General features: G+C 71.7%; 12 protein-coding genes. 9 read left to right on the top strand and 3 right to left on the bottom strand.

Annotation, left to right across the window (positions count from 1 at the left end; translation table 11 throughout):
* Nucleotides 1-124: 124 nt before the first annotated feature.
* A complete protein-coding gene (locus OG241_RS25480) occupies nucleotides 125-2578 on the bottom strand; it encodes a SulP family inorganic anion transporter (protein ID WP_405818204.1) in 2454 nt (817 codons plus the stop codon).
* A 306-nt stretch (nucleotides 2579-2884) separates the two neighbouring features.
* Here OG241_RS25480 and OG241_RS25475 point away from each other — a divergent pair, with 306 nt between their 5' ends.
* Nucleotides 2885-4162 (top strand): hypothetical protein, encoded by a 1278-nt coding sequence (locus tag OG241_RS25475; RefSeq protein ID WP_405818202.1) that lies wholly within the window; start codon nucleotides 2885-2887, stop codon nucleotides 4160-4162.
* A gap of 22 nt (nucleotides 4163-4184) precedes the next feature.
* On the opposite strand, the gene OG241_RS25470 is transcribed toward OG241_RS25475, so the two are convergent.
* Entirely contained in the window at nucleotides 4185-5168 is a 984-nt protein-coding gene (locus OG241_RS25470; protein WP_405818200.1) for an ATP-binding protein, read from the bottom strand.
* Between the two features lie 104 nt (nucleotides 5169-5272).
* Here OG241_RS25470 and OG241_RS25465 point away from each other — a divergent pair, with 104 nt between their 5' ends.
* Nucleotides 5273-6097 (top strand): oxidoreductase, encoded by an 825-nt coding sequence (locus tag OG241_RS25465; RefSeq protein ID WP_405818199.1) that lies wholly within the window; start codon nucleotides 5273-5275, stop codon nucleotides 6095-6097.
* A 406-nt stretch (nucleotides 6098-6503) separates the two neighbouring features.
* Here the strand turns inward: OG241_RS25465 and OG241_RS25460 are convergent, their stop codons facing one another.
* Complete coding sequence (locus OG241_RS25460; RefSeq protein WP_405818197.1) at nucleotides 6504-7337, bottom strand: HAD family hydrolase; 834 nt, start codon at nucleotides 7335-7337, stop codon at nucleotides 6504-6506.
* A 516-nt stretch (nucleotides 7338-7853) separates the two neighbouring features.
* Between OG241_RS25460 and ssd the strand changes: the two genes are divergently transcribed.
* The 7 genes from ssd to OG241_RS25425 all read left to right on the top strand — a co-directional run bounded on the left by ssd (nucleotide 7854) and on the right by OG241_RS25425 (nucleotide 13062).
* Nucleotides 7854-8960, top strand: a complete 1107-nt coding sequence (gene ssd, locus OG241_RS25455; RefSeq protein ID WP_405818195.1) for a septum site-determining protein Ssd — start codon at nucleotides 7854-7856, stop codon at nucleotides 8958-8960.
* Entirely contained in the window at nucleotides 8957-10162 is a 1206-nt protein-coding gene (locus tag OG241_RS25450; protein WP_405818193.1) for a TadA family conjugal transfer-associated ATPase, read from the top strand. Before ssd ends, OG241_RS25450 begins: the two co-directional genes overlap by 4 nt.
* A 20-nt stretch (nucleotides 10163-10182) precedes the next feature.
* Nucleotides 10183-11028, top strand: coding sequence for a type II secretion system F family protein (locus tag OG241_RS25445; RefSeq protein WP_405826418.1), 846 nt, complete (start codon nucleotides 10183-10185; stop codon nucleotides 11026-11028).
* A 70-nt stretch (nucleotides 11029-11098) separates the two neighbouring features.
* The gene (locus OG241_RS25440; protein WP_405818191.1) at nucleotides 11099-11899 is read left to right on the top strand and encodes a type II secretion system F family protein; all 801 of its coding nucleotides are present in this window, start codon (nucleotides 11099-11101) and stop codon (nucleotides 11897-11899) included.
* A gap of 143 nt (nucleotides 11900-12042) precedes the next feature.
* Nucleotides 12043-12261 carry a DUF4244 domain-containing protein gene (locus OG241_RS25435; protein ID WP_405818189.1) on the top strand — a complete coding sequence of 73 codons (219 nt, stop codon included), beginning with the start codon at nucleotides 12043-12045 and terminating at the stop codon, nucleotides 12259-12261.
* Nucleotides 12248-12640 carry a TadE family type IV pilus minor pilin gene (locus OG241_RS25430; protein WP_405818187.1) on the top strand — a complete coding sequence of 131 codons (393 nt, stop codon included), beginning with the start codon at nucleotides 12248-12250 and terminating at the stop codon, nucleotides 12638-12640. Before OG241_RS25435 ends, OG241_RS25430 begins: the two co-directional genes overlap by 14 nt.
* Nucleotides 12637-13062, top strand: coding sequence for an Rv3654c family TadE-like protein (locus tag OG241_RS25425; RefSeq protein ID WP_405818186.1), 426 nt, complete (start codon nucleotides 12637-12639; stop codon nucleotides 13060-13062). The genes OG241_RS25430 and OG241_RS25425 overlap by 4 nt, the downstream gene beginning before the upstream one ends.
* Nucleotides 13063-13071 lie beyond the last annotated feature (9 nt).

Here is a 13071-nt window from a genome sequence, read left to right as displayed (position 1 = left end):
ACAAGGGCCGACGGAAAATTGGTTTAGACCTTTAGTCCGTCGGCGCACCTCTCGGTGAGGGGGACAACCAAGGTCACGTACGTGATGGTCGCCCGGTTCACCCGTCAGTCCCTTCCCCCCTCCCTCAGGCGGACAGCCCGCCCGCCCGCACATGATCGAACACCTTGTCCTCGTCCGCCTCCCCGGTGAGCAGATACGCCTGCGCCTCACCCACGTGGAAATACATTCCGTGCAGTTCCAGCGCACCTTCCCGCATCGCCCGCGCCACCGACTCCTGCGCCTGGAGATGCTCCAGCTGCTGGACCACGTTGGTCAGACAGAGCTGCTCGACCACGTCGGCCGGCGCCCGCCCGGCGAGCCGGGCCCAGGGCTGGTCCGTCGCGGCCATCCGCTCCAGACTCGGCAGCCCGTGCCGCAGCCACCGCCTGAGCGGCGTTCGCGCGCCGTCCGGCTCCATGGTCAGCAGCGCCTGCATGGCCCCGCACCCGGAGTGCCCGCACACCGTGATGGAGCGCACCTTCAGCACGTCCACCGCGTACTCGATCGCGGCCGACACCGAGTCGTCCCCGCTCTCGTCCCCGGGCAGCGGCACCAGGTTGCCGACGTTCCGTACGACGAACAGGTCGCCGGGACCACTGGAGGTGATCATCGACGTGACGAGGCGCGAGTCGGCGCAGGTCAGGAACAGCTGGGAGGGTTGCTGCCCCTCACGCGCCAGCCTGGCCAGCTCACCGCGCACCAGCGGCGCGGTGTTCCGCTGGAACGCGCTGATACCGCGCGCCAGTTGATGCCCGCTCGGCTCGACGGCACCGACCGACCCCGCGGAGCCCACCGACTCGGTCGAGTCGGACGAGTCGAGGAAACCGATCGCCCCACCGAACCCCATGGCCGTCTCCCCGGGCCCCTGGCCGGACTCCGGGCCCTCGCACTGATGGTTGCGCCAGGGTGTCCAGGGCCGGCAACGGCAGCCGGACTCGTCCGCGGGCTCCGCGATACGTGTCCCCGCCCGGCCGGTCACCTCGACGGTGCCACCCTGTGCGGTGTGCGTGCTCTGCCAGTGCTGCAACGATTCGAACGCCGCGTGGTCCATGAACGACCCGTCCAACTCCACGACGGCGTCGGCCCCTTGGGGTACGAGGTGCAGGGTCCGGCTGAGCCGGGGCACCGCGAGGAACGTCAACTGTCCTCGTACGTGTACGTAATGGACTCCTCCCCTCTCCTCGTCTCTCTCTTCGTAGGTGATCCGGGTGCGGGCCAGGCGGTTCAGGGCGACGGCGACGGCGACCGCGACGCCCAGAATCACTCCTTCGAGGACGCCGAAGACGACGACGCCCAGGGTTGTCACCGCGTAGACCAGCACCTCGCGGTGACGGGTCACCGTGCGAATGTGGTGCAGGGACACCATCTGGATGCCGACGGCCATCACCAGGGCGGCGAGTGAGGCGAGCGGGATCAGCTCCAGGATCGGAACCATCAGCAGCGCGGCGACTACTACGAAAACGCCGTGCAGCATCGTGGAGTTCCGGCTCACGGCACCGGCTTGCACATTCGCCGAACTCCGCACGGCCACCCCCGCGACCGGCAGCCCGCCGAGCACCCCGGACACGACGTTGGCGGCGCCCTGGCCGAGCAGTTCACGGTTCAGGTCGGAGCGGCCGACGCGGGCCGACGACCCTGACCGCCCGGAGGCGAGCAGCTCGGGCCGGGAGGCCACCAGCTTGTCCACGGCGACCGCGCCCAGCAGCGACTGCACGCTGCACACCAGCGTGACGGTGAGCACGGCGGCGGCGACGCCGAGCACGGGACCCTCGGGCAGCCCGGCCAGCGCGTGGCTGCGCCAGGACGGCAGGTCGACCTTGGGCAGGCTCAGCCCGGCGAGCGAGGCGGTGAGTGTGGCGCCGCTGACGGCGACGAGCGCGGCCGGCACCTTGCGCAGAACGCTCCCCGCCCGGCCGGGAATCCGTGGCCAGGCCAGCAGCAGGGCCAGGGTCAGCAGGCTCATCGACACGGCGGCGGGCCGCATGCCGACCAACTGGGCGGGCAGCGCCCGGACGTTGTCGAGGACCGAGCTCGTCGGTGTACCCCCGAGGACGATGTGCAGCTGGGCGACCGCGATGGTCACGCCGATCCCGGCGAGCATGCCGTGGACGACGGCGGGGCTGACGGCGAGCGCCGTACGGGCCACGCGCAGACAGCCGAGGCCGAGTTGGGCGAACCCCGCGAGGACGGTGATGGCGCAGGTCGTCCGCCATCCGTACCGCTGGATGAGTTCGGCGGTGACGACGGTGAGTCCGGCGGCGGGGCCGCTCACCTGGAGCGGGGAGCCGCCCAGCCGTCCGGCGACGAGCCCGCCGACGGCGGCGGCGACCAGGCCGGCCTGGAGCGGGGCGCCGGTGGCCAGGGCGATACCGAGGGACAGGGGCAGGGCGATCAGGAAGACCGCGATCGAGGCCGAGACATCGGCGCCCGCGACGCGGAAGCGCCGGGGCGGAGTCGGCGGCGCTGGGGGGCTGTGGGGCTGGCGCATGCGCTTTGTCCGAGTCGGGTCGGGGGCGCGAGTGGGGACGCAGGCAGACATGTTTCCCGTCTCCTCCGGGGCAGCGCGGTCGCGGAACAGGTGGTCCCCCCGCCGATGGCGGGGGGTCGGGTCGCGGCCGTGGGTCACGGCGTGCAGCGGCGGGATAAATCAACGCTCGGTAAATGGATCGTAATGCACAGTAAAGGACGTGTATATATTTTCGATGCAAATGGGCTAATCAATCACTCCGATGAGCGAACTGAACTTTTCATCGGCTTGTCGTACTAATTCCTTCTTGGTCCCGTGCGACCTTGACGGCGCCGCGCCCGAAAGCGCCGGCCCGAACGAAGGAAGAGGTGGACGGACATGGCCGTCACCAAAAAGATCGCCGCGGGCGTCATGGCCGTCGCGGCCTGTGCCGCGTCGCTCGCCGGCTGCGGCGCGGGAAACCCCGGCTCCTCCGGTGCCAAGGAGGACACGCGCGGCGCGAAGAAAGCGGCGCCGGCCCCCGCGCCCAGAAGCGCGGTCCGGCTGATCGGGGACGGCTCCACTGCGTATACCGGAGCCCAGCCCTACCAGCCCAGGCCTGAGCGCCTCAAGCCCGGCCAGAAGCCGCCGCAGTTCGTCGTCTTCTCCTGGGACGGCGCGGGTGAGGACAGCCAGCGCCTGTTCTCCCGCTTCCGCAAGGTGGCCAAGGCCAACAAGGCGGCGATGACGTACTTCCTGAGCGGTGTGTACATGCTCCCGGAGGACAAGCGCGACCTCTACCGGCCGCCCCAGCACTCGCCGGGCAGCTCCGACATCGGCTTCAACGACGAGCAGGGCATCGCCGACACCGTGAAGCAGCTGCGCCTCGCCTGGCTGGAGGGCAGCGAGATCGGCACCCACTTCAACGGCCACTTCTGTGGCAGTGGGGGAGGCGTCGGAGAGTGGTCGGTGGAGGACTGGAAGGACGAGATCACCCAGGCGAAACGTTTCGTTAAGTCCTGGAAGACCACCACGGGCATGAAGAAGGCGTCCCCGCTGCCCTTCGACTACGAGAAGGAGCTCGTCGGTGCCCGCACGCCGTGCCTGGAAGGGCAGAAGAACTTCATGAGCGCGGCCCGCGAACTGGGCTTCCGCTACGACACGAGCGGTGTCAACGAACAGCTCTGGCCCGCGAAGAAGAAGGGCCTGTGGGACCTGTCCATGCAGCTCGTCCCGATGCCCGGCCACCGCTTCGAGACGCTGACCATGGACTACAACTTCTACATGAACCAGTCCGGTGCGCGCACGGGTGAGGAGCGCCGTCACGAGTACTGGGGCGACCAGTACCGCGACGGCCTCCTCAAGGGCTTCGAGCGCGCCCACGACGGCAATCGCGCCCCGCTGCTCATCGGCAACCACTTCGAGTCCTGGAACGGCGGCGTCTACATGCGTGCCGTCCAGGAGGTCGTCGAACGCGTCTGCACGAAGGCGGACGTCCGCTGCGTCTCCTTCCGGCAGCTCGCCGACTGGCTGGACGCGCAGGATCCGCGGACCCTGGAGAAGCTGCGCACGCTCCAGGTCGGCGAGGCCCCGAAGCAGGGCTGGAAGACCTTCCTGGCGGCCCGCCCGGCGCCGGCGCCCAAGGGAGTCCCGGGGGCCCCGGCCGCCAAGCGGTAGGCGGGCTTGCCAGGGGCGGTTCTCAGACGGTGGTCGCCGCCATCTGTTCGGTCAGCACGAAACCGGGGTCGACCTGGGCCGCGAGGTCGACCCCGGTGCGGGCGTTGGCCCAGGAGTGGGCGTTCTTCAGGTGGAAGTGGACCATCTGGTGCGTGTAACGCTCCCAGTCACGCAGTTCGTACGTGGCGTCGACGGCCGTGTGCAGGAGGCGCAGGGAACGCCGGTTGGTGTCCTCCAGGAGCTCGAACCGGCTGGGCCGGCCCTTCTCCAGGGCGCGCACCCAGTCGGAGTGCCCGACCGTCCCCAGGAGGTCGTCCCCGACCTCGGCGCGGAGGAAGTCGAGGTCGTCCTGGCCCTGCACCTTGTTGCCGACGACCTTCAGGGCGACCCCGAAGTCCTGTGCGTACTCCTTGTACTGGCGGTAGACGGAGACCCCCTTCCGGGTCGGTTCGGCGACGAGGAACGTGATGTCGAAGCGGGTGAACAGGCCGGACGCGAAGGAGTCGGAGCCCGCGGTCATGTCGACGACGACATACTCGCCCGGGCCGTCGACGAGGTGGTTCAGGCACAGTTCCACCGCGCCCGTCTTGGAGTGGTAGCAAGCCACTCCGAGATCGGCTTCGGTGAACGGGCCGGTGACCATCAAACGGACGGCGCCGCCGTCGAGTTCCACCGGCCGCGCGCAGGCGTCGTACACCGGATTGGTCTCCTGGATCCGCAGCAGCCGCGAACCCTCGCCCGGCGGGGTCGTCTTGATCATCGCGTCGGCGCAGGAGATCCGGGGGTTCCTGCCGCGGAGGTACTCCTTGATCAGCTCCATCCGCTCACCCATCGCGGGCATCGCGGCGGCTTCGGCGTCGTGGAGGCCGAGTGCGGCGCCCAGGTGCTGGTTGATGTCGGCGTCGATGGCGAGGACCGGCGCCCCGGAGGCCGCGAGGTGGCGGACGAACAGTGAGGACAGCGTGGTCTTGCCGCTGCCGCCCTTCCCGACGAAAGCAATTTTCATGTTCACTAACGGTAGTGGAGTGACTGCCCAGGGTGTCCAGGTGCGTGAGGAAGTCCACTCCTTCGTGGGTCGGCCCGCTCGCGGGAGTGCGTAGGGTCGTACTCATGAGTACGACAGGCGCGACCGCCGACCCGCTCGCGGCCCTGGGATCACTTCCCGGGGTGGCCGACTCCGTGGAGTCCGTACGAAAGGCCGTGGACCGGGTCTACGGGCATCGCATCATGCGGCGGCGCAGCAACGAGATCACCGGCGAGGCGGCACTGCGCGGTGCGCGCGGTTCCGCTGCCCTCTCCGGTGCCGACTGGGCCCTCGAAGAGGTGCGTCGGCGCACCGACTTCAGCGGTGACGACGAGGCCCGGGTGGTCGGCGCGGCCCTCCGGCTGACCGCGGAGGCCGGCCAACTCCTGTCCATCTGGCGCCAGTCGCCGCTGCGCGTCCTGGCCCGGCTGCATCTGGTCGCCGCCGCGGGTACGGGCGACGAGGTGGGGCGCCCGCGGCAGGACGGTGAGCCGGTCGACGAGCCATTGGTCGAACTTCCGCTGCCGAGCGCGGCCGAGGTGTCCGGACGGCTGGAGGGACTCGCGGAGCTGATCATCGCGGGAGGCTCGGCCCCCGCCCTGGTCACGGCCGCGGTCGTGCACGGCGAACTCGTCGCGCTGCGCCCCTTCGGCTCCCACAACGGCCTTGTCGCGCGCGCGGCCGAGCGGATCGTCCTGATCGGCAGCGGCCTCGACCCGAAGTCCGTGTGCCCGGCCGAGGTCGGCCACGCCGAACCGGGCCGCGCGGCCTATCTGGCGGCGCTCGAGGGCTATGTCTCCGGCACCCCGGAAGGCATGGCACGGTGGATCGCCCACTGCGGTCGGGCGGTCGAACTCGGCGCCCGTGAATCGACGGCGGTGTGCGAGGCCCTGCAACGCGGGGCGGCGTAGGAAAGACGGCACCAGGGAAACGAAAAGGCCCTCCGCGGAGGGCCTTCAACGGGTTGCGGCGGTACGAGGATTCGTACCGCCGCCAGCATGTCCACCCGGTTACCAAGCGTCCTCGGATTTTTGCCCATCAGGTCGGGAACTCTGCCCGTAACCTGGTGCGGCTGGCCCGTAATCGACGGGTCGACGTCGCGTGGGTGCCAAGTGTTCATGCTCGGGTCCGTGGGGCCAAATGCGTTATAAAGGTGATCCTTTCGGATGTCCTTGGTCTCGCGGGCCGTTGAGTCCTTTCTACTCCTGGACCGGGGCAAGCGGAAGTCCTGACTGCACTTCTTTACTTTTATCCTCAAACAGGAATGAATCGGGCGCCGATGTGCCGGATGACTCCTGACGGGGCGGGCGGGGCCTCTCAGGCGACCGTCGGACGGCGCCGGTTCGCGTACCAGACCAGGCCCGCCGTGGCGGCCGCCGCACCTATCGCGGCAGCGGCGACCAGGGCCGGACGCGGCGGTACGGAGAGCGCGGGCAGGCGCTGCTTCAGCCGGACCGGGCGGTGGAAGTCCAGGATCGGCCACCCGCGGGCGACCGCTTCCCGGCGCAGCGCGCGGTCCGGGTTCACGGCGTGCGGATGGCCGACGGACGACAGCATGGGGACGTCGGTGACGCTGTCGCTGTAGGCGTAGCAGCGGGCGAGGTCGTATCCCTCGGACTCGGCCAGCTCCTTGATCGCCTCGGCCTTCGTCGGCCCGTACGCGTAGTACTCCACCTCACCCGTGAAGCAGCCGTCGTCGCCGACGACCATCCGCGTGGCCACCACCCGGTCCGCGCCGAGCAGTTCACCGATCGGCTCGACGACCTCCGCGCCCGACGTGGACACGATCACCACGTCACGGCCGGCGGTGTGGTGCTCCTCGATGAGGGAGGCCGCCTCGTCGTAGATGATCGGGTCGATCAGGTCGTGCAGGGTCTCGGCGACGATCTCCTTGACCAGTTGGACGTTCCAGCCGCGGCACAGCGCGGACAGGTACTCGCGCATGCGCTCCATCTGGTCATGGTCGGCACCGCCCGCCAGGAAGACGAACTGGGCATACGCGGTACGCAGGACGGCCCTGCGGTTGATCAGGCCGCCTTGGTAGAACGACTTGCTGAACGTGAGCGTGCTCGACTTCGCAATGACCGTCTTGTCCAGGTCGAAGAAGGCGGCTGTGCGGGGCAAGGAGTGGTTTTCCACGAGCCTGAGCATAGGCGCCCACCATTCGGCCTAAGGAGTGGCATGTGGGTTTGCCCGAGAAGGCTGTCGGGTACACCATGGAAGTCACGGATCGTTCGCGACCGTGCTAACCCGGTCCGGCTCCTCCCCCCCCGAGTCGAACCGTGGGGACGACCCCCGCTCTCCCCCCCGGCGGGGGTCGTCGCATGTCCGGGTGGGTTTTCTTTCTTCCCCAGCTCACTGTCCACGGCCGTGGTGCCGTCCGAGGCGGCTCCGGCCGTCTCTTTTGCATGCCCAGGGCTCGTCACTGTGTGTAGCTGACGCGGTGCTCTGTGGAAAGTCGAAGAGTGCTCACCTGTTTGGGTGATGCCGATATCCACAACCACCGAGTTGTCCACAGATTTCGCTCAAGATCCACTTCTTTTCCGGGTTCGCCGCACCGTGATTCCAACGCGTCCCGCTCGCGGCGAGTTCATGGCCGGTTCCGTTTGCCGGGCGCGTATGGCCGGATTCCGTCGGCCGCACATATGGCGAAGGGGGCTGGAAGACATGGCGGGAGCCATCACACACGACAACGACCGGGCCGGGACCGAGGGACGGCAGAGCGGACCGCTGATCGTCACCGAGGACGCAGACCTGCTGGACGACCTGCTGCGGCTGTGCGCGGCGGCCGGTGCCACACCCGAAGTGCACCACGGGGTACCCGAGCGAGGCGGGGGCTGGGAGGCAGCACCCCTCGTCCTGGTCGGCGACGACGCCGTACGACGGGTACGTGGCGCCGCGCGCCGACGCGGCGTGGTGCTGGTCGGGCGCGACCAGGACGACTCCGGGGTCTGGCGGCGGGCCGTCGAGATCGGCGCCGATCACGTCCTGATGCTGCCCGACGGCGAGCAGTGGCTCGTCGACCGGATCGCCGATGTCGCCGAGGGCGTCGGCAGGCCCGCGCTCACCGTGGGCGTCATCGGCGGCCGGGGCGGCGCGGGAGCGTCCACGCTGGCCTGCGCGCTCGCCGTCACCTCCGCGCGCGAGGGACTGCGCACCCTGCTCGTCGACGCGGATCCGCTGGGCGGCGGACTCGACGTACTCCTCGGTGGCGAGACGGCCGACGGACTGCGCTGGCCGGCCTTCGCCGCCTCGCGCGGCCGGGTCGGCGGCGGCGCCCTGGAGGAGTCGCTGCCGAAACTGCACTCCCTGAGGGTGCTGAGCTGGGACCGCGGAGACAGCGTGTCCGTCCCGCCCCAGGCCGTACGGGCGGTGCTCGCCGCGGCCAGACGGAGCGGCGGCGCTGTCGTCGTCGACCTCCCGCGCCGCATTGACGACGGCGTCGCGGAAGTCCTCGCCCAACTGGACGTCGGACTCCTGGTGGTCCCCGGTGAACTGCGCGCCGTCGCGGCGGCCGGCCGGGTGGCGTCCGCCGTCGGCATGGTCCTGCGCGACCTGCGCGTGGCCGTACGGGGGCCGTACACACCGGGGCTGGACGACCACGAAGTGGCCCGGCTGCTCAATCTGCCGCTGGCCGGTGAGGTCCCCGTCGAATCGGCCCTGGCCCGCCCGCACGAGGGCAAGGCGCCGCCAGGAGCGGCCGTACGCGGACCGCTGGCCCGGTTCTGCACCATGTTCTGGGAGCGGGCGCTGGCCGAGGCAGGCAGCGGATGAGCGGCGGACGTTGGGACGAGGGGCCGGGCGCGTCGACCGGACTGCTGGACGGCGTACGGCAGTGGCTGGCCGAGAGCGGGGCCGAGGCGACCCCCGCGCGCGTGGCACAGGCACTGCGGGAGCAGGGGCGGGTGCTCGGGGACGCCGAAGTGCTGGGCGCCGCGGAGCGGTTGAGGTCGGAGCTGGTCGGCACCGGCCCGCTGGAGCCGCTGCTCGCCGATCCGTCGGTCAGTGACGTGCTGGTGGCGGCCCCGGACCGGGTGTGGGTGGACCGGGGCGGCGGACTGGAGCTGACCGACGTCTCCTTCTCGGACGCGGGCGCCGTACGGCGGCTTGCGCAGCGCCTCGCCGCGGTGGCCGGACGACGCCTCGACGACGCCCGGCCGTGGGTCGACGCCAGGCTGCCCGACGGGACCCGTCTGCACGCGGTACTACCTCCGGTGGCCGTCGGCTGCACCTGTCTGTCGCTCCGGGTGGTACGGCCGCGCGCGTTCACCCTGGACGAGCTGATGGCCGCGGGGACCGTACCGCCGGGCGGCGACCGGGTGCTGAGGGCGCTGCTCGACGCACGGCTGTCCTTCCTGATCAGCGGCGGTACGGGGTGTGGCAAGACCACTCTCCTGAGCGCGTTGCTGGGGCTGGCCGGCCCGGGCGAGCGGATCGTGCTCGCCGAGGACTCGGCGGAGCTGCGGCCCGACCACCCGCACGTCGTACGCCTGGAGACCAGACCCGCCAACCAGGAGGGCGCGGGCCTGGTCACGCTCCAGGACCTGGTGCGGCAGGCGCTGCGAATGCGGCCCGACCGGCTGGCGGTCGGGGAGGTCCGAGGCGCGGAGGTCGTGCATCTGCTCGCCGCCCTGAATACCGGCCACAGCGGCTGCGGGACGGTGCACGCGAACGCGGCGGCGGACGTACCGGCGCGACTGGAGGCGCTGGGTACGGCTGCCGGGCTCGACCGGGCCGCGCTGCACAGCCAGTTGGCGGCCGCGCTGTCGGTGGTCCTGCACCTCGTCCGCGACCGGGCCGGGCGGCGCCGGATCGCCGAGGTGCATGTGCTGGAGCGGGACCCGTCGGGGCTGGTGGTGACGGTACCGGCGCTGCGGTGGGGCGAGGAGGCGTTCGCGTACGAGCGCGGCTGGGAGCGGTTGCGGGGGCTGCTCCGCGCCGTCGGCGACAAGGGACAGGGAGGTGAAGGCACGTGACGGGGACGGGAGCGTTGGCGATGGGCGTGGCCGGGGTGTGCGTGGTGTCGGCCTGCTGGCTGCTGGGTGGGCGGTATCCGGGGGCACGGCGGGCGGAGTTGCTGCTCGCCGGGGGCGGGGCTGTGGGCGCGGGGCCCCCTCCGTGGGAGCGGGCGGTCGGTGAACTGCGGCGGCTGCGCGCGTGGTTGCGGGCCGAGTGGTGGTCGGTGGCCGTCGGGCTGGTGGTGGCTCTGCTGGGTGCCTCCGTGGTGCCGGCGCTGGCGGGCGCGGCCGGGGTGCCGTTGCTGCGCCGGGTGCGGCGGGCCGGTGAGGTGCGCCGGGCCCGGGAGCGGCGGGGCGACGAGGTGATCGCACTGTGCGGGGCGCTCGCCGGTGAGGTGCGCGCCGGGCGGCAGCCGGGGGAGGCGCTGCTGCGGGCGGCACGTGACTCCGGCGGGCTAGGCGAGGCGCAGGCGTCGGTGCTGGCGGCCGCGCGGTTCGGCGGTGACGTACCCGGGGCGCTCGCCGCGGCGGCCCGACAAGCGGGCGCGGAGGGGCTGTTGGGCCTCGCGGCGTGCTGGCGGGTGGCCGTGGACCAGGGCGCCGGACTGGCGGCCGGACTCGACCGCCTCGAAGGGGCTCTGCGCGCCGACCGGGACCAACGTGCGGACCTGCGTGCCCAGTTGGCGGGTGCCCGGTCGACGGCGGTGATGCTCGCCGGCCTGCCGGTGCTGGGACTGGTCCTGGGCACGGCACTGGGCGCCGACCCCCTGCACGTGCTGCTGCACACCGGCGCCGGGCTGGGCTGCCTGCTGGTCGGCGGGGTTCTGGAGGGCGTCGGCCTGTGGTGGGCGCTGCGGATCGTGCGGGGAGCGGAGACGGCATGAGGGCCGGCGGAGTGAGCGACGGGGGCCGTCTTGGTGCGGCTGCCGAGGGCGCGCGGAGAGGGGAGTCGGCATGAGCGCGGAGGTTTTCCACAGGCTGGGGGTGTTGCTCGGGGTCGCGCTGGCTCTGGGGTGGCTGCTGCGGTGGATCGGGACGGTACGGCGTGAACGGCGGGTGCGCCGGAGGCTGGCCCGGCTGCTCACGCTGGAACTGCGCCGGGAACGCGCGCCGGTGGAACGGCGGTTCGGGGCGTGGAGTGTCGTACGGCGGTGGCTGCCTGTGGCGGGTGCGGTGAGTGGCGGGTGGGTGCTGGTCGGCGGCGTGGCCGGCGTAGTGGCGGGGCTGGTCGCCGGGGTCGGGCTGTGGTGGTGGCGACTGCGGCGGACGGCCGGTGGTGCGGCGGCGGAGGCCGTCGACACGGCCGAGGCGGCTCGGCAGCTTCCGCTCGCAGCCGATCTGCTGGCGGCGTGTATCGCGGCCGGCGCCGGTCCGGTGATCGCCGCCCAGGCGGTGGGCGAAGCGCTGGCGGGGCCGGTCGGGGAGCGGCTGGCGCGGGGCGCGGCGGAGGTACGGCTCGGCGGCGAACCGGCGGAAGCCTGGAGGAGGTTGGCGTCGATACCGGGAGCCGGCCCCCTGGCGGGACTGCTGGAGCGGGCCGACGAGTCCGGCGTCCCCGCGGCGGGGCCCGTCGCGCGTCTTGCCGCCGACACCCGCGCCGAGTGGGGTCGCACGGCGACGGAACGGGCCCGGCGGGCGGCCGTCATGGTCACCGCGCCGGTGGGCCTCTGCTTCCTGCCCGCCTTCATCGCGGTCGGCGTCCTGCCCGTGGTGATGGGGCTGGCCGACGGGCTGCTGGGCGGGGGTGGTGGATGACGCGAGGGGTGCGTGCTCAGGCGCAGTTCATCAGCGGAGCTTGATCGACAACAAGCCAACAACAGATCCACGACAGCAGACCCACGACAACAGATCCACGACAAACAAGCCATCGACAAGGCTGAAAACTTACGGGAGTTGAGATGTTCACAGTGGTGCGGGTGCGGATGTGTGCCCTGGCGTGCAGGGCGCGTGTGGCGCTGGCGGTGCGGCGGGATGCCGGAATGGTGACCTCGGAATATGCCGTTGGCATCATCGCGGCGGTGGCGTTCGCCGCGGTGCTCTACAAGGTGGTGACGAGCGGGCAGGTCAGCTCGGAATTGCAGGCCATCGTGAAGAAGGCCCTCGATGCCAAGATGTGAACGCCCCGGCCAGGAGCGGGATGTGGGGCGGTTCCGGGACCGGGGGTTCGTGACCGCCGAGGCCGCCGTGGTGCTGCCCGCGCTGGTGCTGTTCTCGATGGCGCTGGTCTGGGCCCTGCTCGTCGCCGCCGCGCAGATCCAGTGCGTGGACGCGGCCCGGGCCGGTGCCCGGGCCGCCGCCCGGCAGGACCCGCCCGGCGCGGTCGCCGAGGTGGCTCGCGGAGCGGCCCCGCGCGGGGCGGAGGTCACCGTCACCAGGGAGGGCGACCTCGTGCGCGTGGCGGTGGTGGCCCAGCCCCCGGGGCTCGGAGGTCTCACCGTCGATGTGGCGCACGAAGCGGTGGCGTTGGCGGAGGAGACGGTGGGGGCGGGCACATGAGACGTCTGGGAACCGGGAGGCGCGGGCGACTGGTCGGAGCTGTCTCCTGCCGCCTGCTCCGTTCCGACCGTGGCTCCGCGACGGTGTGGAGCGTGGGTGCCGTCGCCGTCCTGTGTGTGGTGTTCGGCGTGGTGCTCGCCATGGGGCAGGCCGCTGTGGCCCGGCATCGGGCCGCCGCCGGTGCGGATCTGGCGGCGCTCGCGGCGGCGGACCACTGGACGGAGGGCGCCTCGGAGGCCTGTGCTCGGGCGGACCGGGTGGCTGCGGCGCAGGGCACCCGGCTCGTTCGGTGCGCGATGGTGGGCGAGACGTCGGACCTGACGGTGGCAGCGGGACGGGGCCTGTTCGCGGCCGAGGTCAGGTCGAGGGCGGGTCCGCCGGGACCCGCTGGCCCTCTGGGGCCGACTGAGCCGCCCCCTTGAGGCAAGTCC

Origin of the sequence: Streptomyces sp. NBC_01390 (assembly GCF_045040105.1) — a bacterium.
Lineage (GTDB): Bacteria > Actinomycetota > Actinomycetes > Streptomycetales > Streptomycetaceae > Streptomyces.
Note: the sequence above shows the minus strand (reverse complement) of the source record. Positions and strands in the feature narration are given on the sequence as shown.